General features: G+C 61.5%; 28 protein-coding genes. 20 read left to right on the top strand and 8 right to left on the bottom strand.

The features are described from left to right. Positions 1–11 precede the first annotated feature (11 nt). From rplO to rplQ, 7 genes are all read left to right on the top strand, one after another. A complete protein-coding gene (rplO, locus tag ACYQ1P_RS01020) occupies positions 12–488 on the top strand; it encodes a 50S ribosomal protein L15 (RefSeq protein ID WP_460018524.1) in 477 nt (158 codons plus the stop codon). Positions 489–539: 51 nt separating this feature from the next. Next, positions 540–1,883, top strand: coding sequence for a preprotein translocase subunit SecY (gene secY / locus ACYQ1P_RS01015; protein ID WP_460018523.1), 1,344 nt, complete (start codon positions 540–542; stop codon positions 1,881–1,883). Next, positions 1,880–2,524, top strand: coding sequence for an adenylate kinase (locus ACYQ1P_RS01010; RefSeq protein ID WP_460018522.1), 645 nt, complete (start codon positions 1,880–1,882; stop codon positions 2,522–2,524). The genes secY and ACYQ1P_RS01010 overlap by 4 nt, the downstream gene beginning before the upstream one ends. A 103-nt stretch (positions 2,525–2,627) precedes the next feature. Further along, entirely contained in the window at positions 2,628–2,999 is a 372-nt protein-coding gene (gene rpsM / locus ACYQ1P_RS01005) for a 30S ribosomal protein S13 (RefSeq protein ID WP_460018521.1), read from the top strand. Between the two features lie 42 nt (positions 3,000–3,041). Continuing rightward, positions 3,042–3,434, top strand: coding sequence for a 30S ribosomal protein S11 (gene rpsK, locus ACYQ1P_RS01000; RefSeq protein WP_460018520.1), 393 nt, complete (start codon positions 3,042–3,044; stop codon positions 3,432–3,434). Positions 3,435–3,531: 97 nt separating this feature from the next. Beyond that, entirely contained in the window at positions 3,532–4,548 is a 1,017-nt protein-coding gene (locus ACYQ1P_RS00995; RefSeq protein WP_460018519.1) for a DNA-directed RNA polymerase subunit alpha, read from the top strand. 111 nt (positions 4,549–4,659) lie between these two features. Next, the gene (gene rplQ / locus ACYQ1P_RS00990; RefSeq protein ID WP_460018518.1) at positions 4,660–5,091 is read left to right on the top strand and encodes a 50S ribosomal protein L17; all 432 of its coding nucleotides are present in this window, start codon (positions 4,660–4,662) and stop codon (positions 5,089–5,091) included. 47 nt (positions 5,092–5,138) lie between these two features. Here rplQ and ACYQ1P_RS00985 read toward each other — a convergent pair whose 3' ends face one another. Both ACYQ1P_RS00985 and ACYQ1P_RS00980 read right to left on the bottom strand, forming a co-directional pair. Continuing rightward, positions 5,139–6,251, bottom strand: coding sequence for a glycosyltransferase family 9 protein (locus ACYQ1P_RS00985; RefSeq protein ID WP_460018517.1), 1,113 nt, complete (start codon positions 6,249–6,251; stop codon positions 5,139–5,141). Beyond that, positions 6,252–6,722, bottom strand: a complete 471-nt coding sequence (locus ACYQ1P_RS00980) for a DUF6165 family protein (protein ID WP_460018516.1) — start codon at positions 6,720–6,722, stop codon at positions 6,252–6,254. A gap of 38 nt (positions 6,723–6,760) precedes the next feature. Here ACYQ1P_RS00980 and ACYQ1P_RS00975 point away from each other — a divergent pair, with 38 nt between their 5' ends. From ACYQ1P_RS00975 to ACYQ1P_RS00955, 5 genes are all read left to right on the top strand, one after another. Next, positions 6,761–8,176, top strand: a complete 1,416-nt coding sequence (locus tag ACYQ1P_RS00975) for a DegQ family serine endoprotease (protein ID WP_460018515.1) — start codon at positions 6,761–6,763, stop codon at positions 8,174–8,176. Further along, positions 8,177–9,475, top strand: a complete 1,299-nt coding sequence (locus ACYQ1P_RS00970; protein WP_460018514.1) for a replication-associated recombination protein A — start codon at positions 8,177–8,179, stop codon at positions 9,473–9,475. Positions 9,476–9,600: 125 nt separating this feature from the next. Next, entirely contained in the window at positions 9,601–10,068 is a 468-nt protein-coding gene (locus tag ACYQ1P_RS00965) for a hypothetical protein (protein ID WP_460018513.1), read from the top strand. Between the two features lie 38 nt (positions 10,069–10,106). Next, positions 10,107–10,499: a fluoride efflux transporter CrcB gene (gene crcB, locus ACYQ1P_RS00960; protein ID WP_460018512.1), complete on the top strand. Its 393-nt coding sequence runs from the start codon at positions 10,107–10,109 to the stop codon at positions 10,497–10,499. Beyond that, positions 10,496–11,485 (top strand): RluA family pseudouridine synthase, encoded by a 990-nt coding sequence (locus tag ACYQ1P_RS00955; protein ID WP_460018511.1) that lies wholly within the window; start codon positions 10,496–10,498, stop codon positions 11,483–11,485. The genes crcB and ACYQ1P_RS00955 overlap by 4 nt, the downstream gene beginning before the upstream one ends. 15 nt (positions 11,486–11,500) lie before the next feature. On the opposite strand, the gene ACYQ1P_RS00950 is transcribed toward ACYQ1P_RS00955, so the two are convergent. Genes ACYQ1P_RS00950 through neuB form a run of 3 tightly spaced genes read right to left on the bottom strand, consistent with a single transcriptional unit; the run spans position 11,501 to position 14,339 of the window. Continuing rightward, entirely contained in the window at positions 11,501–12,133 is a 633-nt protein-coding gene (locus tag ACYQ1P_RS00950; RefSeq protein ID WP_460018510.1) for a glutathione S-transferase family protein, read from the bottom strand. Then, a complete protein-coding gene (gene neuC, locus ACYQ1P_RS00945; RefSeq protein ID WP_460018509.1) occupies positions 12,130–13,293 on the bottom strand; it encodes a UDP-N-acetylglucosamine 2-epimerase in 1,164 nt (387 codons plus the stop codon). Before neuC ends, ACYQ1P_RS00950 begins: the two co-directional genes overlap by 4 nt. After that, positions 13,290–14,339, bottom strand: a complete 1,050-nt coding sequence (neuB, locus tag ACYQ1P_RS00940; protein WP_460018508.1) for an N-acetylneuraminate synthase — start codon at positions 14,337–14,339, stop codon at positions 13,290–13,292. Before neuB ends, neuC begins: the two co-directional genes overlap by 4 nt. 170 nt (positions 14,340–14,509) lie before the next feature. Between neuB and ACYQ1P_RS00935 the strand changes: the two genes are divergently transcribed. Both ACYQ1P_RS00935 and ACYQ1P_RS00930 read left to right on the top strand, forming a co-directional pair. Continuing rightward, a complete protein-coding gene (locus ACYQ1P_RS00935; RefSeq protein WP_460018507.1) occupies positions 14,510–16,387 on the top strand; it encodes an SLC13 family permease in 1,878 nt (625 codons plus the stop codon). Positions 16,388–16,404: 17 nt separating this feature from the next. Further along, a complete protein-coding gene (locus tag ACYQ1P_RS00930; RefSeq protein ID WP_460018506.1) occupies positions 16,405–18,534 on the top strand; it encodes an alpha-amylase family glycosyl hydrolase in 2,130 nt (709 codons plus the stop codon). On the opposite strand, the gene ACYQ1P_RS00925 is transcribed toward ACYQ1P_RS00930, so the two are convergent. Both ACYQ1P_RS00925 and ACYQ1P_RS00920 read right to left on the bottom strand, forming a co-directional pair. Next, entirely contained in the window at positions 18,522–19,130 is a 609-nt protein-coding gene (locus ACYQ1P_RS00925; RefSeq protein ID WP_460018505.1) for a putative metalloprotease CJM1_0395 family protein, read from the bottom strand. The genes ACYQ1P_RS00930 and ACYQ1P_RS00925 overlap by 13 nt on opposite strands. 150 nt (positions 19,131–19,280) lie before the next feature. Beyond that, positions 19,281–20,459 (bottom strand): glycosyltransferase, encoded by a 1,179-nt coding sequence (locus ACYQ1P_RS00920; protein WP_460018504.1) that lies wholly within the window; start codon positions 20,457–20,459, stop codon positions 19,281–19,283. An 89-nt stretch (positions 20,460–20,548) separates the two neighbouring features. Here ACYQ1P_RS00920 and ACYQ1P_RS00915 point away from each other — a divergent pair, with 89 nt between their 5' ends. From ACYQ1P_RS00915 to aroC, 3 genes are all read left to right on the top strand, one after another. Continuing rightward, a complete protein-coding gene (locus ACYQ1P_RS00915; RefSeq protein ID WP_460018503.1) occupies positions 20,549–20,794 on the top strand; it encodes a hypothetical protein in 246 nt (81 codons plus the stop codon). A gap of 91 nt (positions 20,795–20,885) precedes the next feature. Continuing rightward, the gene (gene fabI / locus ACYQ1P_RS00910) at positions 20,886–21,731 is read left to right on the top strand and encodes an enoyl-ACP reductase FabI (RefSeq protein WP_460018502.1); all 846 of its coding nucleotides are present in this window, start codon (positions 20,886–20,888) and stop codon (positions 21,729–21,731) included. A gap of 5 nt (positions 21,732–21,736) precedes the next feature. Beyond that, complete coding sequence (gene aroC, locus ACYQ1P_RS00905) at positions 21,737–22,810, top strand: chorismate synthase (RefSeq protein ID WP_460018501.1); 1,074 nt, start codon at positions 21,737–21,739, stop codon at positions 22,808–22,810. Here the strand turns inward: aroC and rlmJ are convergent. Beyond that, positions 22,786–23,553, bottom strand: a complete 768-nt coding sequence (gene rlmJ / locus ACYQ1P_RS00900) for a 23S rRNA (adenine(2030)-N(6))-methyltransferase RlmJ (RefSeq protein ID WP_460018500.1) — start codon at positions 23,551–23,553, stop codon at positions 22,786–22,788. The genes aroC and rlmJ overlap by 25 nt on opposite strands. 177 nt (positions 23,554–23,730) lie before the next feature. On the opposite strand from rlmJ, the gene ACYQ1P_RS00895 reads away from it, so the two are divergent. From ACYQ1P_RS00895 to ACYQ1P_RS00885, 3 genes are all read left to right on the top strand, one after another. Continuing rightward, positions 23,731–24,063 (top strand): rhodanese-like domain-containing protein, encoded by a 333-nt coding sequence (locus ACYQ1P_RS00895; RefSeq protein WP_460018499.1) that lies wholly within the window; start codon positions 23,731–23,733, stop codon positions 24,061–24,063. Positions 24,064–24,291: 228 nt separating this feature from the next. Further along, positions 24,292–24,696 carry a tellurite resistance TerB family protein gene (locus tag ACYQ1P_RS00890; protein WP_460018498.1) on the top strand — a complete coding sequence of 135 codons (405 nt, stop codon included), beginning with the start codon at positions 24,292–24,294 and terminating at the stop codon, positions 24,694–24,696. A gap of 5 nt (positions 24,697–24,701) precedes the next feature. Beyond that, positions 24,702–26,825 carry an adenylate/guanylate cyclase domain-containing protein gene (locus tag ACYQ1P_RS00885; protein WP_460018497.1) on the top strand — a complete coding sequence of 708 codons (2,124 nt, stop codon included), beginning with the start codon at positions 24,702–24,704 and terminating at the stop codon, positions 26,823–26,825. The last annotated feature ends 103 nt before the right edge of the window (positions 26,826–26,928 follow it).

Below are 26,928 nucleotides of genomic sequence, written 5' to 3'. Positions count from 1 at the left end.
GATAGTGAAAGATGAAACTCAACGAGCTGCGTGACAACGAGGGCGCCCGCAAACCGCGCAAGCGGGTCGGTCGGGGCATCGGTTCCGGTCGCGGCAAGACGTCCGGAGCCGGTCAAAAGGGCCAGAAGTCTCGGTCGGGCGTCTCCCTGGTCGGATTCGAAGGCGGTCAGATGCCGATCTATCGGCGCCTGCCCAAGCGCGGGTTCAAGAACCCGTTCCGCAAGGTCTTCGAGGTGGTCAACGTCGGTCGCATCCAGAAAGCCATCGACGAAGGCAAGCTGGACGCGGGCAAGGATCTTGATATCGCAGCGCTGATCGCGGCGGGTCTGGTGACCAAGAAGCGCGACGGTGTGCGGCTGTTGGCCCAGGGGACGTTGACGTCCAAGCTGAGCATTTCCGTCGACAGCGCCTCCAAGAGCGCCATCGAGGCGGTCGAGAAAGCGGGCGGCACGGTGACTCTGCCGGCTGCCGCGGCCGCCGAGGCCTGAGTCCGACCACCTTCGGGGGGTCATTCGATTTGACAACGTAGGGGTCCGGGCATGGCATCCGCCGCCGAACAACTCGCCGCCAACATGAACTGGGGGGCCTTTGGCAAGGCCACCGAGCTCAAGCAACGTCTCTGGTTCACTCTGGGGGCGTTGATCGTTTACCGACTGGGAACCTATATCCCGGTGCCGGGAATCGATCCGACGGCGCTCAAGGAAGTGTTCCAACAGAATGCCGGTGGCATCCTGGGCATGTTCGACATGTTCGCGGGCGGGGCCCTGGGGCGCATGACGATCTTTGCGCTGAACATCATGCCCTACATTTCCGCCTCCATCATCATGCAGTTGCTGACCAGCGTCTCGCCGACGCTGGAGGCGCTGAAGAAGGAGGGTGAGAGCGGCCGCAAAAAAATCAATCAGTACACCCGCTACGGGACGGTGCTGATCTGTGCCTTGCAGGCCTACGGCATCGCCTCGGGGCTGGAAGGCATGTCCTCCAGCGCCGGATCGGCGGTTATGGACCCGGGCATGTTTTTCCGTTTTACCACGGTGGTGACCCTAGTCGGCGGCACGGTGTTTCTGATGTGGTTGGGCGAGCAGGTGACGGCGCGCGGCGTCGGCAACGGTATTTCGCTGATCATCTTTGCCGGGATCGTGGCCAATCTGCCGAAGGCCCTGGCCGGAATCCTGGAAATGGGTCGCACCGGCGCGCTGCCGACGCTGTTGATCATCGTGCTGCTGTTCCTGTCGGTGGCGGTCATCTACGGCATCGTCTTCATGGAGCGGGCACAGCGCCGCATCATCATTCAGTATCCGAAGCGTCAGCAGGGCAACAAGCAGGTTGGCGGCGACAGCTCGCACCTGCCCCTGAAGATCAATACGGCCGGTGTGATTCCACCGATTTTCGCCAGCTCCATTCTGCTGATGCCGATTACGGTGATCGGATTCTCGGCTGGTACCGGGCCGGAATGGCTGCAGACGGTGGCCCAGCTTCTGGGACGCGGACAGCCGGTCTATATGATCATCTATTCGGCGCTGATTGGTTTCTTCGCGTTCTTCTACACGGCCATCGTCTTCAATCCCGTGGAAACGGCGGATAACCTGAAGAAGTACGGCGGATTCGTGCCGGGTATTCGTCCGGGCAAGAATACAGCCGAATATCTGGACAAGATCCTGACCCGGTTGACGGTCATCGGAGCCAGCTATCTGGTGCTGATCTGCCTGTTGCCGGAGATCCTCATTTCACAGTGGGCGGTGCCGTTCTACTTCGGCGGCACCTCGCTGCTGATCGTGGTCACCGTGACCATGGATACGGTGTCGCAAATCCAAAGCCACATGCTGGCCCACCAGTATGAAGGCCTCATCAAGAAATCTAAACTCAGGGGAAGAAACCGATGAATGTTATCTTTTTAGGCCCGCCGGGTGCGGGTAAGGGGACCCAGGCCAAGATCTTGGAAGAATCCTACGGCATGGTACAACTGAGCACCGGAGACATGCTGCGCGCCGAAGTGGCCGCCGGTTCCGATCTCGGCAAGCAGGCCAAGGCGGTCATGGAATCCGGCGGACTGGTGTCCGACGAATTGGTGATCGGCATCATCGCCAACCGAATCGATGCCGACGATTGCAAGGGCGGTTTCATGCTCGACGGCTTCCCGCGCACCGTGCCGCAGGCCGAGGCGCTGGACAAGATGCTGGTGGAAAAGGGCTTCAAGCTCGACCACGTGCTGGAACTTCAGGTCGATGACGAGCCGCTGATCGGCCGCATCACCGGTCGCTTCACCTGTGGCGACTGTGGCGAAGGCTATCACGACATGTTCAAGAAGCCGGCCAAGGACGGCGTCTGCGACAAGTGCGGCAGCACCAACATGAAGCGCCGCGCCGACGACAACGAACAGACCGTGCGCGCCCGCTTGCAGGCCTACCACGACCAGACGGCCCCGATTGTCGGGCACTATGGCAAGCAGGGTCTGGTGCGACCGGTCAATGGCAACACAGCCATCGGTGAAGTCACCAACCAACTGAAGAAAATTCTGGGCTAAGGGCGGGGCATTGACAAGCGCGCGATTCATCCTATAATCGCGCGTTCCCGTCCCTGCCGGGAACGGATTACTGTTGAAAAACAAAGACTAAGGAGTATCGGCATTGGCGCGAATCGCTGGCGTGAATATTCCGACCCAGAAGCGGGTCGTGATCGCCTTGACATATATATTTGGCATCGGGCCGAGCAAGTCCCTGGAGATCTGCAACAAGGTCGGTATCCCCTTGGAGCGGCGCGTGAATCAGCTCTCTGACGACGAGGTGGTGCGCATCCGCGAAGTGATTGACACGGAATTCACCGTCGAGGGTGACCTGCGTCGTGAGCGGGCCATGAACATCAAGCGGCTTATGGATATGGGCAACTACCGGGGGCTGCGCCATCGTCGCGGGCTGCCGGTGCGCGGACAGCGGACCCATACCAACGCCCGCACCCGCAAGGGCAAGGCGGCTCCGATTGCCGGTAAGAAGAAAGCTTAATAATCCCGCTGAAAAGCGCACAATACGTACGAAGGATCGGTTATGGCCAAAGCAACCACGACGCGCCCTCGCCGTCGCGACAGGAAGAACATCACTTCCGGTGTCGCGCATGTGAGCGCCAGCTTCAATAACACCATGATCACCATTACCGACGCCCAGGGCAATGCCATTTCCTGGTCTTCCGCCGGTGCGATGGGGTTCAAGGGGTCTCGCAAGTCCACCCCCTATGCCGCCCAGATGGCGGCCGAGGATGCGGGCAAGAAAGCCGCCGACCATGGCATGAAAACGCTGGAAGTCGAAGTCAAGGGTCCGGGGTCGGGGCGTGAGTCCGCGCTGCGGGCCTTGCAGACGGCGGGCTTTACCATTACGACCATTAAGGATGTGACGCCGATCCCGCACAACGGGTGTCGTCCGCGTAAGCGTCGGCGGGTCTGACCCGCTTTTCTCTCGGCGCGGGAAAAGCCGTTTCACTTTGGCCGGTTACCGATCCGGCCATCGGTTTTTTAATTGATACGAGCATGGGGTCCCACTCGTGATTCAGAAAAACTGGCAAGAACTTATAAAACCGACCAAGTTGGATATCAACGCGGGCGGTGATGCGAAACGTATGGCGACCATCGTGGCCGAGCCTCTCGAGCGGGGTTTCGGTCTGACGTTGGGCAATGCTTTGCGGCGGGTACTGTTGTCCTCGCTCCAGGGCGCGGCCGTGACCGCCATCAAGATTGACAATGTGCTGCACGAGTTTTCGTCGGTGCCCGGGGTGCGTGAGGATGTGACAGACATCGTCCTCAACATCAAATCCATGGGCCTGGCGATGCACGGCGAAGGGCCGAAGCGCATGATGCTGGTGGCAGAGGGGCCGGGCGAAGTGACTGCCGGGCAAATCGAGACCGGTCATGACATCGAGATCATGGATCCCGATATGGTCATCTGCACCCTCGATGACGGGGCCAAGGTGACCATGGAGTTGACGGTCGAGATCGGCAAGGGCTATGTCCCGGCCGCCCAGAACCGTCCCAAGGATTCGCCGGTCGGGTTGATCCCCATCGACGCCATTTTCTCACCGGTGCGCAAGGTCGCCTACAAGGTGGACAACACCCGCGTCGGGCAGGTGACGGACTACGACAAGCTGTCGCTGGACGTGACCACCAACGGCACCATCACGCCGGAAGACGCGGTGGCCCTGGCAGCGCGCATTTTGCAAGATCAGTTGCAGCTGTTCATCAACTTCGAGGAACCGACGGTTTACACCGAGGCCGAGAAGAAGGACGAACTGCCGTTCAACAAGAATCTGCTGCGCAAGGTGGACGAACTGGAACTGTCTGTCCGTTCGGCCAACTGCCTGAAGAACGACAACATCATCTATATCGGCGATCTGGTCCAAAAGACCGAGGCCGAGATGCTGCGGACACCCAACTTCGGCCGCAAGTCGTTGAACGAGATCAAGGAAGTGCTGACCCAGATGGGCCTGCATTTGGGCATGGAAATCGTCGATTGGCCGCCCGAGAATATCGAGGATCTGGCCAAGCGTCTGGAAGAGCCCTACTAAGTCCCGCCTCGTGGGAGGGCCGTACTGGCCCGCCCCGACATGTCCCGGTGGGGATGTCGGATGTATTGATCGGCTTCGTGCGCGAGGCCCGGAGAAGAAGGAGAGACCGCCATGCGTCATCGGATGAGTGGACGTAAACTGAACCGCACCAGCTCGCACCGCAAAGCCATGTTTTCCAACATGACGGCCTCGCTGATCGTGCACGAGCAGATCAAGACCACCCTGCCCAAGGCGAAGGATCTCCGGACCTTCATCGACAAGATGATTTCCCTGGGCAAGCGCGGTGATCTGCATGCCCGGCGTCAGGCTTTTTCATTTCTGCGCAATGACGAGGCGGTGAGCAAGCTGTTCTCCACCCTTTCGGAGCGCTATCAGGAGCGTCCCGGCGGCTATTGTCGCGTTTTGAAGGCCGGGTTCCGCTATGGCGATTGTGCCCCGATGGCGATCATCGAGCTGGTCGACCGCGATCCGGCCGCCAAGGGGGCCGCCGACAAGGCCCGTGTGGAAGCCGAAGCCGACATGGAAGACGCCACCGAGGCATAATCCTGGCAAAAATGAATTTGGAATAGGCGGCCTTCGGGTCGCCTTTTCTATTTGAGCAGGGTCTGCACCCTGTCCAGGATCTTGTCCGCATCCAGTTGGGCGACGCAGCGGAACATGCCGTCTTCCCGCGGGTAGGGACAACTGCCCAGACAGCCCTGGCATTCCATGGGCTGGTAGAGAATATGCGCGTTGGGCGGGGTGATTTCCTGGGCATAGGGGACGATTTCGGCCACATAGGCGGCGCTGGCCAACCCAATGGTCGGTGCCCCGGCGGCAATGGCCAGATGCATCAACGCCGTATCGACGGAGATGACCAGTTTGGCGGCGCACAGGCGCGGCAGCAGGGTCTCGAACAGACCGTCATCGAAGCTGACCCGGGGCCGCTCCAGCAGGGCCGCGTATTCGGGATGGCGTTGCAGATCGGCGGGCGCCCCCAGCAGCACCACGTGATAAGAGTCAGGAAGCTGGTCGAGAATCCGTTGGTAGAGTGCGACCGGACTCTGCTTGGCCGGGACGGCGGAAAACGGCTGGATCAGAATTTCCGGGACCTCTGTCGGGCGGGGCGGTGGCAAGATGGCTTCCGGCAATCGGACCAGCGGCGCGGGCCGGGTCTCGCCGGTCAGCCAGTCGGCGAATCGCGCCCAGCGCAGCACCTTGTCCACATGGCGATGACCGCTGTCGAATAGGCGTGTGTAGAGCCGCCGGTTGCGGCGCAGGGCCACATCGTACTTGGGCCAGGGGCGTGGCTCCATGGCGAGACTTTCCGGAGCCGCACAGGCCGCCACCAGCACCTCATCCAGAAGGGGATGGCGCAGATAATCGGTGGAGACGACCATTCGGTAGTGAGTCAAAAAAAGATTGCGGCAGATGCTGCGCCGGTAGCGCAGATCCTTCAGCAGCCGTCGATAGTCAACTGCCTCCACATGAACGCCTGGAGGAAACAGAAAGGCCATCTTGGCCGCTTCCCGGCGAATCAACACGGTGACCGGCTCGCCGTTTTTTGCCAGGCCGATCAGGCGCGGCAGTATGAGGGATATCAGCACCGTATCGCCCAGGCCGCCGCTGGTGATCAGCAGCAGTCCGCGCGCCTCGCGGCGGCGCTGGCCCCACCGCCGGGTCAGATCCTGAACCTTGTCGAAAAGTCGGGTGATCAGGGGCACTTAATACTCCGCGTAGGATTTTTCCTCGACCAGTTGCGAGCCCAGAAGCAGGTTGATGTCCTTTTTGCGCGCCGCCCGTCGGTCGTTGGTCATATAGACGGCGCGGGCCAGTTCGATGAACCGGGGGCCGAAATTGTTGTCCCGTTCGCAGTCGCGGATTTTGTCCTCGATGCTCCACAGGGATTCGTTGATGCTTTTCAACTGGGCGGTCAGAGCGTCCAGTTCCTTTGAGGCGGGCAGGGCGGCATCCCGGGCCGCGACCAGGGTCTGGTGCTCCACGCGGACATTCTTCAGTTTCTCGGCATCGGTGATGCGTTCGAGTTTGATCTCCAGGATGGTGATCTTGTCGATCAGTTCGCCGGGGGCGATTTCCACGGTGAGGGGGGTGCGCACGTTGGCTCCTTGCATTGACGGAATTTCAGACCAGATTTGATAGCGGGTCCGGCGACGGGACTCCAGACGATTCCGCATGATAGACTGCCGCCACCATAATTCGGAAGGGATTGAGGATGCGTATACGACGATGGTCGATTTTGGTGCTGGCGATTCTGGTGCTGGGTTCGGCGGCCCAGGCGGCAGTGAAAGAGGTGCCGGCGACCAAGAGCGACATGCAGATGTCGTTCGCGCCGCTGGTCAAGCGTACGGCTCCGGCGGTGGTCAATATCTATACCCGCAAGGTGGTGCGCACGCGCCGACAGTTGTCGTTGTTCGACGATCCATTCTTTCAGCGGTTTTTCGGTAATCTCGGCGGTCTTCCGGGGAACGGGGAGGGCCGCAAGAAGGTCCAGAACAGCCTCGGCTCCGGGGTCATTCTGCGGGCCGACGGCATCGTGGTGACCAACAACCATGTCATCGAGGGGGCCGACGAAATCACCGTGGTACTGGCCGACCGTCGGGAATTCGAGGCCGATCTTTTGGGGACCGACGAACGCAGCGATCTGGCGGTGCTGAAGTTGAAAAACGAGGGTGCTCGCCTGCCGTTCCTGGAATTCCATGATTCCGACGACCTGGAAGTGGGGGATCTAGTGCTGGCCATCGGCAATCCGTTCGGCGTCGGTCAGACGGTGACCAGCGGCATCGTGTCGGGCCTGGCCCGCACTCAGGTCGGCATTTCCGATTATAATTCCTTCATCCAGACCGATGCGGCAATCAACCCCGGCAACTCTGGCGGGGCGCTGGTCAGCGTCGATGGCCGACTGGTCGGCATCAATACGGCGATCTTCTCCAAGAGCGGCGGCTCCCACGGCATTGGCTTTGCCATTCCGGCCAACATGGTCAAGGTGGTGGTGCAGCAATTGACCAGCGACGGCAAGCTGGTGCGGCCCTGGTTCGGGGCCTCCGGTCAGACGGTGACCCAGGATATCGCCGCCTCCCTGGGACTGGAGCGGCCAGCCGGGGTGCTGATCAACGACGTGTGGTCCGGCGGGCCGGCGGACAAGGGGCGTCTGGATGTCGGCGATGTGGTGCTGACGGTCAATGGCAAGGAGGTCGACGACCCGGAATCGCTGAAATTCCGCATTGCCACCCTGCCCACCGGCGGTAAGGCCGAGTTGGAGGTCTGGCGGCGCGACCGCAAGCGCAAACTGCATATCCCCTTGATGCCCGCCCCCGAGGTCCCGGCCCGCGATGAAACCGAACTGGAGGGGCGCTCGCCGCTGTCCGGCGCGGTGGTGGTCAACATGTCCCCGGCGGTGGTCGAGGCACTGGGCTTGGACGAACTGGAACCCGGCGTGGTGATCGAAAAGCTCCGCCGTGGCAGTGCGGCCCATCGCATGGAGTTCGCGCCCAAGGATCGGATTTTGACTATCAACAATGAGGAGATCACCTCGGTGGACCAGTTGCGCCGCCTGTTGCGCAAGAATTTCGACAGTTGGCGCATCACGTTAAAACGAGGCGGGCGGACCCTCTCTCTGGTGGTGCGCTAGTTGAGCACCCTGTTCGAGAGCCAAGCGCCGCGCCCGCTGGCCGACCGGCTGCGACCGGCCACCCTGGATCAGGTGGTGGGGCAGGCCCATCTGCTGGCCGAGGAAGGACCGTTACAGCGCATGTTGGCCGCCGGACGGCTTTCCTCGCTGGTGTTCTGGGGGCCGCCGGGGACCGGTAAGACCACCATCGCCCGTCTGGTGGCCGACCGGGTAGATCTGTATTTCGAGCCCCTGTCGGCGGTGTTCTCCGGGGTGGCCGACCTGCGCAAGGTGTTCGAGCGGGCCAAGGGGCGGCGCGCCACGGGACAGGGCACCTTGCTGTTTATCGATGAAATCCACCGTTTCAACCGTGCCCAGCAGGACGGATTTCTGCCCTATGTGGAGGATGGCACGGTGATCCTGGTCGGGGCGACCACCGAGAATCCGTCGTTCGAACTCAATGCGGCGCTATTGTCGCGCTGTCGGGTGCTGGTGCTGCACCGGCTCGACGACGGGGCCTTGGAAACCCTTTTGGTCCGAGCCGAGCAGGACATGGGATACGCCCTGCCGGTGGAGGCCGAGGCGCGGGCGGTGCTGCGGGCGATGGCCGATGGGGACGGGCGCTATCTGCTCAACATGGCCGAGGCACTGTTCGACCTGCCGCCGGAGGTGACTCTGGACACCGCCGGGCTGACGGCGGCGGTGCACAAGCGTGCGCCGCTTTACGACAAGGCTCAGGATGGTCATTACAATCTGATCAGCGCCCTGCACAAGAGTCTGCGCGGCTCCGATACCGATGCGGCCTTGTATTGGATGGCGCGCATGCTGGTCGCCGGGGAGGACCCTTTGTATATCCTGCGACGGCTGACCCGGTTTGCCTCGGAGGATATCGGATTGGCCGACCCACAGGCCCTGCCGCAGGCGCTGGCTGCCTGGGATGCCTATGAGCGCCTGGGCTCACCGGAAGGGGAACTGGCCCTGGCGCAACTGGTTATCTATCTGGGCACGGCCCCCAAATCCAACGCCGCCTATCGGGCCGAAAAGTCGGCCAAGAAACTGGCCAAACAATCGGGCTCTTTGATGCCGCCCAAACATATCCTCAATGCCCCGACCGGCATGATGAAGGAGATGGATTACGGCAAGGGATATCAATACGACCATGACACCACTCAGGGCTTTTCCGGCCAGAACTATTTTCCCGAAGGCATGACCCGCCCGACCCTCTATGAGCCCGGCGAACGGGGTTTCGAACGGGAAATCGGCAAGCGGCTGGCCTATTGGGCCGGGCTGCGGCGTGAGAGCCAAAACCAGGCCCGATAACACCGCCTTGCCGTTGACGTTATTTTCCTGTAAAATCAACGAGTAGGGGAATGGGAGGCAATATAAAGCGAGGTTCCCCGATGGTCGTGCGTCTTCTATCCAGTATGGTTTTGGGAGGGCTTCTGTTGGTCGGTTCGGTTGGGCCGTCATGGGCCGAGCCTCCGTTTAAGGCAGCCTGGGGCGTCGCCTGTGACCAGTTGAGCGAGGCTTATGGCGCGCCGGAAAATTTCACCCTTCCTTTGCTGGTCAATAACAAGCCCCGATTCACTACGGATTTTTTCGGCCTTCAGGCGGAGGTGCGGTTCACCTGTCTGAACGGCGGGGCCTTCAAGGTCGGCAAGCTGGGGGTGGCCGAAGTGGTCATCGACGAACTGGAGGATGTGCGGAGCAAGAGCGATGAAGCGGCATTGTGTCAGACCTTCGTCGAGGGACTGACCCAACTCTACGGGCTCCCGCTGACCTTTCCCAGCAAGTACCATTGGACCACGTCGCAATCCTTCGTCACCCTGCGTTGCGCCCGTAAAGGCAATCTCATCGACCTGACCTATGATTCCAAGTTGTTCTTCAACGACAAGGGGCTGCGCATCAATTAGCCTGTGACTCACGGTTGGCCTGTGCTAATCAAAGAGCCATGAGCAACCCCTTATTGATCCTTTCCATTGCGTTGGGCGGTGCCGTTGGTGCCGTCGCCCGCCATGGGGTGTCTGCCAAGATGACCCAATGGTTCGGCCACGGCTTTCCCTATGGCACCCTGGCGGTGAATATCCTGGGGTCGTTGCTGCTCGGCATGCTGGCCGAGGCCGTGGCCCGCAGCTGGGACCCGTCACCGGAACTGCGCGATGCCTTGCGGGTCGGATTTCTGGGGGCCTTCACCACCTTTTCGACCTTCTCTTTGGATTTCTATACCCTGGTCATGGAGCGCCATGACTACGTGGCCGGGGCGGTCTATGTGCTGGGCTCGTTGTTGTTTGGTCTCGGTGCCCTGATTGGCGGTTTGCTGCTCGTTCGGTTGATCCTGCCATGAGCGGCGTCCAGCATCTCACGGTGACGGAAGACGACAACGGCATGAGATTGGACCGTTGGTTCAAAAAACATTTTGTCGAGGTGACTCAGGGACGGCTGCAAAAGCTGTTGCGCAGCGGTCAGGTTCGTGTGGATGGCGGACGGGTCAAGGCGGCGCACCGATTGGCGACGGGGCAGGATATCCGCGTGCCGCCGTTGGGTGAGTCTCCGGCTCCGGTGGCGCCGCGTCCCCGACCGGCGGTGGACAGCCATCAGGCGGAGGATCTGCGGCAACGAATCCTGCACAAGGATGAACATTTGCTGATCCTGAACAAACCGGCGGGGCTGGCGGTGCAGGGGGGCAGCGGCACCCTGCATCACCTGGACGGCATGCTTGATGCCTTGACCTTCGAGGCCAAGGAGCGCCCCCGGTTGGTGCATCGGCTGGACAAGGATACGGCGGGGGTTCTGGTGTTGGCGCGCAGCCAACCCATGGCCCGTGAATTGACGGCGCTGTTCAAGTCGCGGGCCGCCCGCAAGCTCTATTGGGCGGTGGTGGTCGGCATTCCCAACCCCGAAGAGGGCCGCATTGTCGCGCCGCTGATCAAACTGCCCGGTCAGGCCGGTGAGCGGGTGGTGGTCGATGAGCAAAACGGCAAGAAGGCGGAGACCGAGTTCCGCACCGTCGATCGGGCCGGCAACAAGGCGGCCTGGGTGTCCCTGGAGCCACTGACCGGACGCACGCACCAACTGCGCGCCCATTGCCTGTACATGGGCACGCCAATCCTTGGGGATGGCAAGTATGGGGGGCCGGAAGCCTTCCTGTCCGGTGTGCCACAGGCCAAGAAGCTGCATTTGCTGGCGCGGGCGATCTCGTTTCCCCATCCGGCGGGCGGGACTCTTCATGTCACCGCGCCGTTGCCGCCGCATATGCGGCAGACATGGGATTACCTGGGCTTTCAGGCCAACCTGAGCGACTCGGCAGGGGATTTCATGGATCTCGATTGAGATCGACGTCGGGCGTCACGGCACCTGTGGCACGGCGAGGCCCTTCTGCACCGCCGGACGAGTCTTGAGATTTTCGGCCCAGGCCTTGACCGACGGGAAATCGGCCAGATCGACCCTGTGAAAATCATGACGCAGGGTCCAGGGCAGGGTCGCGATATCGGCGATGGTATAAGCCTCTCCGGCGATGTAGGGGCTGACACTCAGCCGCCGGTCGAGCACCCCATAGAGCCGCACCGTCTCGTCGTGGTAGCGGGTCTTGGCATAGGGCACGTCTTCCTTGGCGAATTTCAGGAAGTGGTTGGCCTGGCCGAGCATGGGGCCGAAGCCGCCCATCTGCCACATCAGCCATTGCAGCACCGTATAACGCGCCGCGCCGTCCTTGGGCAGCAGATCGTCGCGTCCGCATTTCTCCGCCAGATAAATCAGGATGGCCCCGCTTTCGAACAGCGAGAAGGGTTTGCCGCCCGGCCCGTCCGGGTCAACGATGGCCGGAATTTTGTTATTGGGACTAATATTCAAAAACGCCGGTTTGAACTGATCGTTGTTCATGATGTTGATCACATGAACCTGATAGGGCAGGCCCACTTCTTCCAGCATCACCGAGGCTTTTTTCCCGTTGGGGGTGGCAAAGGTATATAGATCAATCATAAGGCTCTCTCCAAATCCACGAATTCCTTGATCAGCAGGCGACCCCCCAAGGGCTCGTCGCGCAACCGTTCGACAATGCGTTCCGCCGCCCGGCCATCGCCATAGGGATTGACCAGACCGGCCAACTCCTCCCGAAACTGCGGACGAACCGCTTGCAGGATGGCGTCGGCGATGCGTCCCGAATGGAACGGCGCGTCAATCACGTTGGCGGCCCGGGGTCGGCCCTTCTGGCGGTCGCCGATATTGACCACCGGCAGGCCGAAACTTGCCGCCTCAATGATCCCCGAAGAGGAATTCCCAACCATGGCCACCGCTGTTCTCATCAGTCCCAGATAGTGTCGCGTCCCCAGATGTTCAACCAGCCAACAATCTTCGCGGTGGTGGGCGAAGTCGGCCAGGACCCGGGCCATCTCGCGGGCCCCCGGGTCGGCGCTGCCGGTGGTGATGATGACCGGCCAGTCCAATTCGCGCAGGGCGGCGGTCAGGGTCTTGGCCTGCAGGGCGGGGGGCAGCGAACTGAGGGTTTCCGGATGCAGAGTGACCAAAAGCGGCGGCGAGTCCGGACGAATGCCGAATTTTTCAAAAATCTCGTCGGGCGTCGCGGCATCGCTCTGCAACAACCCGTCCAGGCCCGGCGCGCCGGACACGGTGATGCGCCAAGACGCTTCGCCCATCTGCCGCAAGCGGGTTGCGGCATCAACGGTGGCAGTGAAATGCAGGTGGCTCATCTTGCTCAGGCTGTGACGGAAAATGTCATCTAACGCCCCCATGGTCAATTCGCCGCCATGGATATGCGCCAATGGAATGCGAAACGGCACGGCGGCGGTGGCGCAGGCGTGCATCTCGAAGCGGTCCCCCAGGACCAGAAGCAAGTCCGGTCGGTTCTGGGCCAGGGCTTCGGCCATGCCGGTGAGCGCCCGCCCCATGGCCTCGGCGGTCTGCAAGGGGCTGTCCCCGTCACCGAGGCAAGGGATGCGGGCCAGAATGGGAAAGCCGTCGGCCTCGATATCGGCCACCGTGGCCCCGTGCGTTGCCGACAAATGGGAACCGGAAACGAACAGCGCCGGGGCCAGGGAGGTCTCGCGGCTCAGGGCATAAAGGATCGGTCGCAGCAACCCGTAATCGGCGCGCGAGGTGGTCACCACACCGATACGCCTCATACCAGCATGTCCCAATCAATCAGTTCACCGAAGGCGATGGTGCGCGCCGCCCGTCGCCCGACCACACGCGGAAAATCGCCAGGGGGAAGGCCGGTTCCCGGACGGAGCAGGGTCAGGTCCTCGCCGACGATGATCTTGTCCACCGGAATGACACGCGCCGCGACAACGCTTTTGCGGGCGATGTTGCGGGTGTCGATTTCCTCGGGCTGCGGACATTTGATGCCGTCCCCGAGCGCGCTTTCCACCAGGCGAATACCCTCGACCAGGGCTTTCAGTTCCGCCGGTTCGATGGACGCCTTGTGGTCGGGACCGGGCAGGTTGCGGTCGAGGGTGAAATGTTTCTCAATCAGGCAGGCCCCCCGGGCCGCCGCCGCGACGGCGACCAGGATGCCTTCCGTATGATCGGAAAATCCGGCCGGGCAACCGAAGCCGCCGCGCAGGGTATCCATGGCCCGCAGGTTGACGCTGCCCGGAGAAGCCGGATAGTTGGACGTACAATGGAGCAGGCACAGGGGGACGTCGCCCTGTTCGGTCAGCGCCTCCACGGCCACCTTGACCTCGCTCATTTCCGCCATGCCGGTGGACAGGATGACCGGGCGGCGGCAGGCCCCCATGCGGCGCAGATAGGGCAGATTGGTGATTTCCCCGGATGGCACCTTGAAGGCGGCCACGTCCAGGTTGTCGAGCAGGTCGATGGCCTGTTCGTCAAACGGCGAGGACAGAAAGACCACATTCCGTTCGGCGCAATGGGCCATCAGGGCTTGATGATCTGACAGCGACAGTTCGAGCTTCTTGAGCATCTCGAACTGGCTTTCCTGCGTGCCTGCATTGCGACTCTGATAGGCCGCCTTGGGGGCGCTGGGGGAGACCACCCGTTCAGCGGTGAACGTCTGAAACTTCACCGCATCTGCCCCGGCTTCGGCGGCGGCGTCAATCAACTTGAATGCCCGATCAAGATCGCCGTTGTGGTTGACTCCGGCTTCCGCAACAATGAAGCAGGGACAGAGTTCTCCGATGGTGCGTTCGGCAATGCAAATTCGGGACATGGCTGCCAATCGAAAGGATTAAGGGGTCAAAGTCACTGCACTCCCTTTCCCGCCCGAGGTCAAGCCCGGACTTCCGGAGAAGATCGGGTGAGAAACCCCTTTCACGACAACAGTCAGGGGGATAACATCCTATCATTCTCACCTGTGAAGGCAATCACGGAAAGCTTGGCATGGAAAGCCTGGGACTGACGATGGAAATGGCAGTCGTGTTGGGTCTGTTGGCCTTCACGGTCTTTCTGTTCGTTTCCGAGGTGGTCCGGGTGGACGTGGCGGCCGTGGTGGTGATGGTGGCCTTAGGCGTGTTGTCGGTGCTGCCCGGGCTCGGCGGTTTGGCCGATCCCCGGCATCTGTTTGACGGATTCGCCAGCAATGCGGTGATTTCGATCATCGCGGTGATGATCATCGGGGCCGGTCTCGACCGCACCGGGATCATGTCCCGGGTCGCGGCGTTGATCCTCAAGTATGGTGGCACTACGGAGAAGCGGTTGATCCCTATCATCTCGGGCACCGTCGGGGTGATTTCCTCGTTCATGCAGAACGTCGGCGCGGCGGCATTGTTTCTGCCGGTGGTGTCGCGCCTGTCGCTGCATACGGAGATTCCCCTGTCCCGCCTGCTCATGCCGATGGGGTTCTGCGCCATTCTCGGTGGCACCATGACCATGGTGGGGTCCTCGCCGCTGATCCTGCTCAATGACCTCATCGTGAGCACCAACAAGACCCTGCCCGAGGCGTCCCGCATGGAGACCTTCGGCATGTTCGACGTGACCCCCGTCGGCATCGCGCTGATTCTGACCGGCATCGTCTATTTCGTCCTGGCCGGGCGCTTCGTCCTGCCGACAAATCTCACGGAAGAGAAATCCTCCGGCAGTTCCGTGTCGGACTATTTCAGCCGCCTGTATGGCTTTGACAGCCGCATTTATGAGATCTACGTCTCTCCAGACAGCCCGATTGTCGGCACCAGCATTCTCGAAGCCAACGAGACCTACAACATCTACATCATCGCCACCCATTTCGAGGGCCGCACCCGCCTGGAACCGCCTGGGGATGTGTTGATCGAGGGCCCGGCCAAACTGGCGGTGATGGGCTCCCCGGTGGGCGTGCGACTGTTTGTGGATCGCAATGACCTGCGCATTCGCGACCAGTTGGAATCCTTTTCCGAGGCCCTGTCGGTGACCAAGGCGGGTATCGCCGAAGTGGTCTTGCCGCCAGATTCCAATATTATCGGCAAGACCGCCAGCGACCTGCACTTCCGCAAAACGTTCGGCTTGTCGTTGATGGCGGTCTATCGGGGCGGCGAATGCCTGAGCCGGATCGAGAGCGAGGACCATCCGGCAACCGATCTGGGGAGTCTGGTGTTTCAGGCCGGGGATACCCTGGTCTGCCATACCACCTGGGATGCTTTGGCCCGGCTCGAACATGACCGCAATTTCGTCATCGTCACCAGTGACTACCCGCATGAACAGTTTCGCCCCGACAAGGTCGTGCCGGCGTTGATGTTTTTCGGGATCGCCCTGGGATTGCTGTTGTTTTCAGACCTGCGCCTGTCGCTTTGTCTGCTCATCGGGGCCATGGGAATGGTCGTCACCAAGGTTCTGAGCATGAACGAGGCCTACCAGTCGGTGAACTGGAGCACGGTCTTTCTGCTCGCCAGCCTGATCCCGTTGGGCCAGGCGGTGCAAGCAACCGGTACCGCCGAATGGATCGCCCAACAGATCATCACCGGCCTGGGCGATGTCCCTGTCTGGGGACTGCAAGCGGCCATTGCCACCCTGGCCACGGCCTTCACCCTGGTCATGTCCAATGTGGGGGCGACGGTGCTGCTGGTGCCGCTGGCGGTCAATATCGCCCTGGCCACCGGAGCCGATCCGGCGGTTTTCGCCCTCACCGTAGCCATCTCCACATCCAACTCGTTCCTCATCCCCACCCATCAGGTCAATGCCTTGATCATGGGACCGGCGGGATACAAGGTAATGGATTTCGTCCGCTCCGGCAGCATCATGACCCTGTTGTTCCTGGTCGTGTCGCTGTTGGTGCTCAACCTCCTCTGATCGAAGACCCTTCCCCCATGAGCCAATTGACCCTTCGCTTTCGCAAGCCCAAGTCCTGGGCCGTTTCGCTGTATATTCATTTTTGGGACACCGGGGCCGACGGCACCGCCTGGCCCGGACAACCGATGACCCCCGAGCGGGGGGGCTGGTCGGTCTTTCAGTTCGACTCCGGCGTCCAATCGGCGCATTTCGTGATCCATGACGGGCAGGGCCACCAGACGAAGGATCTGTGGACCGATCAGGGAGGCTGGTTCGAGGCCGACGGCACCCGAAGTGCCCGCAAACCCGGGGCGAAAAAAGCCGCGCCAAAAGCCGCGCCGCCGTCCCCGCCGCCGTTGCCGAGCGGCACGGATTTCCGCGAGGAGACCATTTATTTTCTCATCACCACCCGCTTCTACGATGGCGATCCGTCGAACAATTTTTTCTGCCGCGACCGCATCCAGTTCGACGCCTCAGGCAACCCGGTTGACCCCCACTGGCGCGGCGATTTCAAGGGATTGATTCAGCGCCTGGATTATATCCAGGATTTGGGCTTCACCGCCCTCTGGATCACCCCGCCTGTGGAGAATCGTTCGGGCCTGGATTATCACGGCTATCACGCCTACGACTGGACCCGCATCGACCCGCGCCTGGAATCCCCCGACGCCACCTATCAGGACCTGATTGACGCGGTGCATCAGCGCGGCATGAAGCTCATTCAAGACGTGGTGATCAACCATTCCTGCCAATACGGCATTCGGGGCCATGTGCATATCGACCATCTGCCGATCAAGTATTATGTGCCCCAGGGCGGTCAATCCGGGGCGGTCAACCATGGCCCGTATCAGGGCAACCTGGGCAATTACGCTTGGCCTAACCGCGACGACATCGACAATTCGGTGGCCCCGGACTGGTATCGGGAGCGGCATGCCTGCGATCCGCAAGGCATCGAACCGCTGGTCGATCCCCTGACCGGCGAGACAGTTCCCAAGCCCGGCTATAACCCTGGCCGCTTTTTTGGAATAGACGCTCAAAAACTTGATCCGGCCTGGTATATGCAGGATGGTTTCATCTGTGGCGGGGATTGGGAAAGCGCGGCGGTGCAGACCAAGCACATCGCCGGGGACTGCATCAACCTGGAACTGGAGAACAAAAACGTTTTTGACTATCTGGTCAATGCCGTGAACGGTTATCTGGATATGGGGGTGGACGCCATCCGTCTGGATACGGTCAAGCATGTGCCGCGCGATACCCTGCTCAAATACGTCAATGCCTGGAAGGCCCACAAGCCGGGGACCTTCGTGTTCGGTGAGAATCTGGTCAAGGGCCTGGGCTGGGGGGATTTGGGCGGCGGCGACAACGGACCGTCGTTCATCCGGCCCTGGTGGTACACCCGCCTCGGTCACGACCCCCAAGACCCCCATGCGGGCGGCGATTCCGGATTCGCGGTGCTCGATTTCGGACTGTTTTCCACTTTCCGCGACAATGTGTCCAAGGGCTCCTATCAGCAGGTGGGGCAAGCCCTGTCCATGGACTGGATCTATGGCGACCCGACGACCCTGGTCACCTTTCTGCAAAACCATGACATCGGCCCCGACAACGATTTCAAGTATCGCTTCAAGGGCGATCAGTGGATGGCGGCGGCGGCCTATAACCTGATTTGGACCCTGCGCGGCATTCCCTGCCTCTATTACGGCGAGGAGATCGAATTCATGAAGGGCGCGCCGCAGGATGTGGAGGGGGAGAAGGATACCCTGAACCAGACCGGGCGGGCCTATTTCGGCGATCATCTGGACGATTCACGGATTGCCGAAACTCAGTCCCATCCCCTGTATGCCCATATCAAGCGGCTCAACCGGATTCGCCGCGCCGTGCCCGCCTTGCAGAAGGGCCACATGGGGCAGGTGAACGAATGGGGCTCCGGGGTCAGCTTCACCCGCGATCATAATGACGGCCAGAGCTATGCGGTGGTCGGGTTGGCCATCGGCGGCGATCAGGACATCCAGGTGCAAGGCGTCCGTGACGGCCTCTATCGGGATTGCGTCAGCGGCCGCGAGATTTGGGCGAGCGGCGGCCAGTTGGGTTTCCATGTGGCGGCGAACTCCGCCGGAATCTACGTTCTTGACGGTCCGGGCAAAATTGGCGCGGACGGCCCCTATCTGCGTTGATCGCGCATCTGAGCCAATGTGGCATCAATCTGCATGGCCCATTGACGGTCGCTGTTGGAGGGATGCAGCGGGGCCAGGGCGGAGCGTTTGAGAATGCTCAACTTGGCGATGGCGGCCTCGGGGTCGCCGGTGGGCAGGCTCATGTCGGTGGGAGTCTGGCCGGATACCGCATAGGATTTGCCGTCGGGTCCGACCACCGTGAAGTAGGTGGGGGGCGAGGTATGGGGCCGCCCGGCCATGAAATGGGCGTGCTCATGGGCTCGCACCTCGGCATCGCGGGCCTTGAGGTTCTCGATCAACGCCTGTTCGCGGGCCGTCGGCTGGCCGTCGCGTCCCCGGATCTCACCGCGCATCAGGGCGTTGATTTCCGCCTGCATGCTGCGCACCTTGGTCTGATGATCCTCGGCGGTCGGCGTGAAGTAGGGGGTTTCCATCCCGGTCGCCGGCATGTCGCGAGGGGCATCGGCAGGCGGGGCCACCAGGATCAGCTTGCCGTCCGGCCCGCGTTGCAGGCCGCCCACCTGGCCCGAAGACGGCAATTCCCCGGCCCCGGCAGCGGCGGAGATCAGGCAGGCGCAGACCAGGAAGACTCTCATCGGCTCACACTCCGCACAAAGAAAAGACCGGCCAATTATGACCGGTCAGGGAGGGAGGAAAAAGAGAGAGAGTCACTCAATCGATGCAAGACCACTGTAGGACCCTTCGCAGCGGTTGAAAGTGATGCCCGTCACAAGGGGAAAATATTTTCATCCAATCAATTGGTGGCAGCCTTGAATCACCCTTTCCAGGCTGGGCTCCCGCTCTGCGGGGGCAATGTCCGTCGCTGCGGCCAGGGTTCGGGCGGCAAAAGACGAATCCTGGCTGATTTTTTGCAGCAGGACTTCCAGGGACGTCGCCTTGAAGCCCATTTTCAAGCCGATCGCCCAACCCTCCTGAATCATCTGTTGCGCATTGAAACGCTGCTCCAGGTGGTGATGAAGGGCGATGATTTGCGGTCGCCCAGTGGCCAGACAGGCCATGGAGGTCGCCAGACTGCCGTAATGCAGGACGATCGAACTGCCGCGCAGCATGTCCCACAAATTGGGCGGTTGCATATGATAAGTCAGCTGCGGTTGTCGATGCGGCGCGATCAACGCCTCGGTGCCGTCCCGGATATAAAGATCCGCTGTCAGGCCACTCCGCGCCACCCCGTCGAGTACGGCGGGCAAATTGGTGGAGTCCGCCCCCATATAGACAAACAGACGGGGCTTCTCCGGCGGCGGAGTCCGGGCGGGAAGTCCATGCAGCGGCCCGAGGGTCTTTTCCTGACGCAATGCCGCATAGGGGTCGAGCCGTGGCAAGGTAATGACGAAGCGGGCGTCGGCTTCCAAGATCTGCGGCAGCCGGTCAAAAAGCTTGGCGCCGCGTTGTTTTTGAACGCTATTGAAGGTCTCCAGGAGCACCGACTCGTCGACGATGGACGGCACATGGGGCAGGATTTTCGGATACCGGGAAAGATGGCACGGCGGCACGGTGAATCCACTGCCATACACGACGCTCGGCACCCGACCATGCGCCGCCACTCTGAGCAACGGCGCATGGTCGGCGATCACCAGGTCGGGCTGTACCACCTGCAACAGCCCGTCCCAGGCCCCCACATGGGCGGCCAATCGTCGCGGGTCGTCGAATCCCATGCCGGCCAGAATGTCCCCGTATCCCGCCGTGGGCTGAAATTGGCCCTGAGGGCCCCGGCGCTGGGGGGTCGGCACCGGGGCCGGGACGACGGGAAACCCCTGTTCCCGCACCAGGGCCGAGGTTTCGGCCAGATTGCGCAGCGCCAAGACCGAGCTGTGCCCCAGCTTTTTCAGGGCCTTGGCGAGCTCCAGCATCACGCTGACATGCCCGAGGCCGCCGCCCATTTCCCAACCCAGCAAAACCCTGCCCATGGCTTCTCCCCTGTCCGCCCATTGCCGGGAGCAGACTTTGCGGCTTATTGTTCGAGAATAAACAATTTGTCGTCCAGGGAGGATGGAAAATGAAGCAGGTCTTGATCGTGGCAATGGCTCTGTTGATCGGCGGCGGCGCAGTGGCCGAAACGCCGGTTCCCGCTGGTAAATCCATTTGGGAGGTGGAATGTTATTCCGGCGGCACCAAGATTTTTACCTCTTCCAGCTATTGGCGACCGCAAGGGGACGGCAATTCCCTGATGGTGACGGACCGGGCCGGGCAGACGCGGATCATCACCGGCGCGGCCTGTGTGCTGACCGAGGTAACCAGATAACAGATAGGGACTTTTGACGCTCGCCGCATTTGTTGTAGGATGCGCCGAATCGTTTGGGGACCCTCCCCGTCAACCATGGAAAGAGGCTGTCATGACCGACTCCGCCCCCCTGATGGCCGGTAAGAAGGGCCTGGTGATGGGCGTCGCCAACGATCGCTCCATCGCCTGGGCCATCGCCAAGGCCGTGCACCGGCAGGGTGCTGAACTGGCCTATACCTACCAGGGGGAGGCGCTGCTCAAAAGAGTCCGCCCGCTGGCCGCCCAGACCGGGTCCGACCTGTTGATTCCCTGCGATGTGGCGGATATGGCAGACCTGGACCGCACCTTCGCCGAGGTCGAGCGCGTTTGGGGCAAACTGGATTTTGTCGTCCATGCCATCGCCTATTCGGACAAGGATGAACTCAAGGGGCTGTATCTGGATACCTCTCAGGAAAACTTCCGGCGCACCCTGGATATCTCCTGCTATTCCTTTACCGCCATTTGCCAGCGCGCCGCCCGGCTGATGCCCAACGGCGGCAGCATGATCACCCTGAGCTATTACGGGGCGGAACAGGTGATGCCCCACTACAATGTGATGGGCGTGGCCAAGGCGGCGCTGGAGGCTTCTGTGCGCTATCTGGCCGAGGATCTGGGACGCAGCCGCATCCGTGTGAACTGCATGTCGGCCGGGCCGATGAAAACCCTGGCCGCCTCGGGGATCGGCGATTTCCGTTTTATCCTGCGCTGGAACGAACTGAACGCGCCGCTGCGCCGCAATATCAACCAGGACGATGTGGGCAATGCCGGACTGTATCTGTTGAGCGACCTGTCCTCGGGCGTCACCGGCGAGGTGCATCATGTGGACTCCGGCTACCATGCCGTCGGCATGGTGGCGGTGGACAAGGCGGCTGAAATCTCCGAACTGCTGGCCGGGTTCCGTTCCCAAGACGAAGGCTGACGGCCATGTCCGGCAACAGCTTCGGCCATCTGTTCCGCTTCACCACGTTTGGCGAAAGCCATGGGCCGGGCATTGGGCTGGTGGTCGATGGGGTGCCGCCCCGCCTGCCGCTGACCGAAGCCGATATTCAGGTCTGGCTCGACAAGCGCCGCCCGGGCACGTCGCGCTTCGTCACCCAGCGCCGCGAGCCGGACCGGGTGGAAATCCTCTCCGGCGTGTTCGAGGATCAGACCACCGGCACCCCCATCGGCCTGCTGATCCGCAATCAGGACCAGCGGTCCAAGGACTATGGGGAGATCCAGAACGTTTTTCGTCCCGGCCATGCGGACTATACCTATTTCCATAAGTACGGCATCCGCGATTATCGCGGCGGCGGCCGCTCCTCGGCCCGCGAGACCGCCTGCCGGGTCGCCGCCGGAGCCATCGCCCGCAAGATTCTCGGCGACGAAATCTCGGTGCGCGGGGCGGTGGTACAGATCGGCCCCCATGCCATCGATTCGGCCCGCTGGAACTGGGACGAAGTGGAACGCAATCCCTTCTGGTGCCCGGATTCCGATGCCGCCGAACGGTGGGAACTCTATCTGGACGACATCCGCAAGCGGGGGTCCTCCATCGGGGCCATTGTCGAGGTGGTGGCGCGTGGCGTTCCGGCCGGGCTCGGCGCGCCGGTCTATGACAAGCTGGACGCCGATTTGGCCAAGGCGCTGATGAGCATCAATGCAGTCAAGGGCGTGGAAATCGGGGCCGGATTCGATGCTGCCGGGTTGACCGGCGAGGAAAACGCCGACGAGATGCGCATGGACAATGGGCAGGTGACGTTTACCTCCAACCATGCGGGCGGCATTCTGGGGGGCATTTCCTCCGGTCAGGACGTGGTCTGCCGAATCGCTGTCAAACCGACCAGTTCCATTCTCACCCCCCGCCATACGGTGGATATCTGGGGCGAGGACGCGGAAATCGTCACCAAGGGCCGCCATGATCCCTGTGTCGGCATCCGGGCCGTGCCGGTGGCCGAGGCGATGGTCGCCTGTGTGCTGGCCGATCACCTGATGCGTCACCGTGCCCAGTGCGGAACCTGATCGAGTTTGTATCCAAACGGTTTGTTGACCAGGAACAGGCCGCTGCCCAACATGCCCTTGCCGGGGGCGGGAAAGAGCGTTTCATGGATTTCTGTTTGCGGTAAATCGGCCTTTGAGAGCTGGGCCAACATGGCCTCGTGACGTCCCTCGGCAAGCAGCGGATACCACAACAGCACCACCGCCTCCGGCCATTTGCGATGCAGGGCGGGGATGAACCGGGCCACCTGTTGGTACTCGTCCTTGACCTCGTAGGACGGGTCGATCAGCACCATCCCCCGGCGCGGCGTCGGCGGGGACAGGGCTAGCACGCCCTCGTAACCGTCCCGATGGTGCATATGCGCCCCGCTGCCCCGCAAGGCCCGTTTGAGGGCCGGGAACTCTCCGGGGTGGCGCTCCATGAGATGCAGGGAATCCTCGGCCCGCAGCAAATGCCAGGCAATCCAGGGCGAGCCGGGATAAAAGGTCGGGCCATGGCGTTGTCGCGCGTCCCGCACGGCCTCCAGATAGGGATCGTTGCCGGAAGACCCGGCAAGCTCAAGCAGCCTTTCGATCCCGTCCCGGGCCTCGCCGGTCTTTTCCGCTTCCGGGCTCGCCAGATCATAGAGACCCCGCCCGGCGTGGGTTTCCATATAGGTGATCGGTCGCGGTTTGACGGTCAGCAGCGTCAACAGGCCGACCAGGGCGCGATGCTTGTGCAGGTCGGCCCGGTTGCCCGCATGATAGGAATGGAGATAGGACAGCACGTCGGCACCGCAGTTTGAGGAACGATCCGGTCAATATAGACAGATCTCGCGGCCCCATTAAAACATAATAATTATGTATATAAAAATCTATTGACAGCTTTTAAAATGTTATTTATTGTATATTACATGATCATTTGACAGAAAGTCGGCCCTCCGACCGGCGAAGCGAGACGGACCATGTTGCAGAAAACCGAATGGAACATCGAGGAAGTGGACGTTCTGACGGCCCATCGTTTGCGGCAGGCTGGGCTGGCCCTTTTTGTTGATGTGCGTGAGACCAATGAGTTCGAGGCCGAACGGATTCCCGGGGCTTTCCTGATGCCCTTGTCCATGTTCAACGGGGCGCATATTCCGATTCTGGCTGACAAGACGATGATTTTGCATTGCGCGGTGGGCAAGCGCTCGGCGGCTGCCGCGAAACAGCTTCTACAGTCCGGACATGGACGGGCGGTTCACATGGCCGGTGGCCTGAACGCCTGGAAAGACGCGGGCCTTCCTACCGAGGTGTAAATGGGGGCTTCTGTTCCTCTCTCTCTGCATATCGAACACACCTCAACTTGGCCGTGATTCCTTCGGGAACACGGCTATTTTTTTGTTACGAGGTAGGTGAAATCACGTCAATTTTGTGTTTCCATGTCCTGCGGAACCTTGACGGGCCACAGATCTTCAGTTCTGGCCGGTCACCTATTGATGTATTTTAGATCTGTTCATGATTGATATTTGCCTGGAGCGAATCGGGTGTTTCTCAACCTTTTGACCCAAGAACAAAAACCCTCGTTTCTGGCCATGGCGCAAAAAATGATCCTGGCCGATGGCCGAATCACCGAGAGCGAGGAAGCGGCGCTCGCCGAGCGGGTGGCCGAAATGGGGGGCGATATCCAGTCGCCCGCCGAAGAGGTCTATGGCGAGTCCAATACGGCCATTTTCGACACCCGGCGCGCGCGCATGATCGTGCTGATGGAACTGCATGTGCTGGTGTTTGCGGACGGCGAATTCTCGGAGCAGGAATGGGCGATTTTGCAGCCGATCCTGGAGGCCTGGAAGATCAACGAAGCGGATCTGTCGATGATTCGGGACTGGGCGCGAAAAGCCGCCTTGCCGGAGCGTCAGGGCTGGGACCTGCTGGAATCATTTGAGGATTAATTCACATGCGGGTTTCCCTGCGCTTCAGTCTGATCCTGATCATGAGCCTCCTGCTGGGAGCCGTCATTGCCGCGATCACCCTGTTTAATCTGAGCGAGGCGCGGCGCATGGCGCTGGATTCGGCGCAGGCGCTGTTCGCCCAGGCCTCCTATCGGGTGGGGGAGCGGACGCTGAAAATATTGGGCGAGGCCCATACCCTGGCCCAGATTTTTCCGCGCCTGCCCGGTATCGCCACAGTGCCCGGCGGCGATGGCCTGGACTATCCGGCGCTCGATCCGCTGATCCAGGCGCTGAAGTCCTCGCCCAATCTCTACTCCCTTTACGTGGGATACGAGAGCGGTGACTTCTTACAGCTCATACACGTCGATTCCACGGTGACCCTGAAGGATGTTCAGCCGCCCAGGGATACCGCCCTGGTCCTGCGCGCCATCGCGGGCGGCGAAGGGGAGCGCGCCCAGATCTGGACCTTTCTCGATTCCCGGGGGGACGTGCTGGGTCGTCAGGAGGGGCCGCCCAGCGCCTACGATCCGCGCCAGCGCCCCTGGTACAAGGAGGCCCAGGGCTCGACAGGGGTCATCACGTCGGAAGTCTATGTCTACAACTCCACCGGCCGGGTCGGGTTCACCCTGGCCCAGGCCCTGCCCAATCGGCAGGCGGTGTTCGGGGTGGACCTGACCATCGATTCCCTGACCGCGTTTTTGAAGGATCAGGACATTTCACCCCACGATTTTCTGTTCGTGCTCGATCACAAGGGCCAGGTCATCGCGCAACAAGACACCGGGGTCGGCGAGCGGCAGGAAATTCTGCCCGCCGCCGGACATGCCCATCCGATCATTGCCGCCGCCGCCGAACTGGCAGCCGGTCTGCGCGGTGTGGAGACCCGCACCGCCCTGCGCCCGGTGGCCGGGACGGAGACCATTCTCAGCGTGACCCGCCTGCAAGCCGGGGAGGGCACGACCTCCTTCGACATCGGGATTGCCGCCCCGCTCCAGGATTTCACCGGACATCTGCCCCTGCTGGTCCGCAACAGCCTGCTGCTGGCGGCCGTCGCCTTGATCGTGGCCATCTTGTTGTCGTTCTGGATCGCCGGAACCTTCAATCGCACGGTGCGGGCCATCGTCAACGAATCCGAAAGTATCCTGCGTCTGGATATCCGAGACAACGCCTTGCCCGACTCCCGGATCAAGGAACTGCATGACCTGTCCAAGTCCTTCGTGGTCATGCGCGACGGCCTGCAAACCTTTGGCCGCTACGTGCCCAAGACCCTGGTCCATCATATTCTCGACAGCAAGAAAAGCATCGAAGTCGGGGGCGAACGCCAGGAACTCACCGCCCTGTTCACCGACATCAAGGACTACACCAGCATTTCCGAGACCATGGAACCGGAACAGCTGATGCGGATGACCTTTCGCTATTTCACCCTGTTGGGGACCGCCATTGACCGCCGTCATGGCATCATCGACAAGTTCATCGGCGATGCCATCATGGCCCTGTGGAACGCCCCGGTGGCCGACCCGGACCATGTACGGCACGCCTGCTTCGCCGCCCTTGAGGCGCGTATCGGCAACATGGTCTATAACCTGGAAAACAAGTCGAAGGGATTGCCCGTGCTGCACACCCGGTTCGGCATCCATACCGGCGAGGCGGTGGTCGGCAATGTCGGAAACATGGACCGGCTGAACTACACGGCGGTGGGTTCGGTGGTCAACATGGCCTCCCGTCTCGAAGGGGCGAACAAGGCCTATGGGACGGAGATTCTGGTTTCCGGCACCGTCCAGGCCCAGGTCCAGGATACCTTCGACACCCGGCCAATGGATACCATCGCCCCCAAGGGAGCCGATCAGCCGATGACCATCTTCGAATTGGGCGGCGTCCGTTGGGGCACCGAGGGAGTCAGCCCCATCCTGTGGACGCCGAGGGATGTATCGCGGCTCTACGACTCCTGGAACGCGGCCTATGCGCTGTACCAGAAAGGGCAATGGACCCAGGCCGTGGAGGCCTTCCGGGCCTTCACCGCCGCCTATCCCGATGACGGGCCGGGCCAACTCTATTTGAAACGCAGTCTGGCCTTCCAGGACTCGCCCCCCGGTGCCGACTGGGACGGGGTAACCCGCATGACGACCAAGTGATTCCAAGCGGCGAGAGGGGTGACTCATGGCCTATCCTTCGACACGCGATCTCTGATCGCTGCTCAGGATGAGGTGATCGTTTGGTATCAACACAATCCTCACC

This window comes from Magnetospira thiophila, assembly GCF_054657015.1.
This window is presented reverse-complemented; position numbering and strand designations above follow the sequence as displayed.

Bases quoted from the DNA above. Each gene is read 5' to 3' on its own strand.
- rpsK (WP_460018520.1), top strand. From the start codon at position 3,042: ATGGCCAAAGCAACCACGACGCGCCCTCGCCGTCGCGACAGGAAGAAC.
- rplQ (WP_460018518.1), top strand. From the start codon at position 4,660: ATGCGTCATCGGATGAGTGGACGTAAACTGAACCGCACCAGCTCGCAC.
- ACYQ1P_RS00935 (WP_460018507.1), top strand. From the start codon at position 14,510: ATGGAAAGCCTGGGACTGACGATGGAAATGGCAGTCGTGTTGGGTCTG.
- ACYQ1P_RS00930 (WP_460018506.1), top strand. From the start codon at position 16,405: ATGAGCCAATTGACCCTTCGCTTTCGCAAGCCCAAGTCCTGGGCCGTT.
- ACYQ1P_RS00980 (WP_460018516.1), bottom strand. From the start codon at position 6,722: ATGCGGAATCGTCTGGAGTCCCGTCGCCGGACCCGCTATCAAATCTGG.
- ACYQ1P_RS00915 (WP_460018503.1), top strand. From the start codon at position 20,549: ATGAAGCAGGTCTTGATCGTGGCAATGGCTCTGTTGATCGGCGGCGGC.
- ACYQ1P_RS00920 (WP_460018504.1), bottom strand. From the start codon at position 20,459: ATGGGCAGGGTTTTGCTGGGTTGGGAAATGGGCGGCGGCCTCGGGCAT.
- fabI (WP_460018502.1), top strand. From the start codon at position 20,886: ATGACCGACTCCGCCCCCCTGATGGCCGGTAAGAAGGGCCTGGTGATG.
- aroC (WP_460018501.1), top strand. From the start codon at position 21,737: ATGTCCGGCAACAGCTTCGGCCATCTGTTCCGCTTCACCACGTTTGGC.
- secY (WP_460018523.1), top strand. From the start codon at position 540: ATGGCATCCGCCGCCGAACAACTCGCCGCCAACATGAACTGGGGGGCC.
- ACYQ1P_RS00955 (WP_460018511.1), top strand. From the start codon at position 10,496: ATGAGCGGCGTCCAGCATCTCACGGTGACGGAAGACGACAACGGCATG.
- ACYQ1P_RS00975 (WP_460018515.1), top strand. From the start codon at position 6,761: ATGCGTATACGACGATGGTCGATTTTGGTGCTGGCGATTCTGGTGCTG.
- crcB (WP_460018512.1), top strand. From the start codon at position 10,107: ATGAGCAACCCCTTATTGATCCTTTCCATTGCGTTGGGCGGTGCCGTT.
- neuB (WP_460018508.1), bottom strand. From the start codon at position 14,339: ATGTCCCGAATTTGCATTGCCGAACGCACCATCGGAGAACTCTGTCCC.
- ACYQ1P_RS00895 (WP_460018499.1), top strand. From the start codon at position 23,731: ATGTTGCAGAAAACCGAATGGAACATCGAGGAAGTGGACGTTCTGACG.
- ACYQ1P_RS00885 (WP_460018497.1), top strand. From the start codon at position 24,702: ATGCGGGTTTCCCTGCGCTTCAGTCTGATCCTGATCATGAGCCTCCTG.
- rplO (WP_460018524.1), top strand. From the start codon at position 12: ATGAAACTCAACGAGCTGCGTGACAACGAGGGCGCCCGCAAACCGCGC.
- ACYQ1P_RS00925 (WP_460018505.1), bottom strand. From the start codon at position 19,130: ATGAGAGTCTTCCTGGTCTGCGCCTGCCTGATCTCCGCCGCTGCCGGG.
- ACYQ1P_RS00950 (WP_460018510.1), bottom strand. From the start codon at position 12,133: ATGATTGATCTATATACCTTTGCCACCCCCAACGGGAAAAAAGCCTCG.
- neuC (WP_460018509.1), bottom strand. From the start codon at position 13,293: ATGAGGCGTATCGGTGTGGTGACCACCTCGCGCGCCGATTACGGGTTG.
- ACYQ1P_RS01010 (WP_460018522.1), top strand. From the start codon at position 1,880: ATGAATGTTATCTTTTTAGGCCCGCCGGGTGCGGGTAAGGGGACCCAG.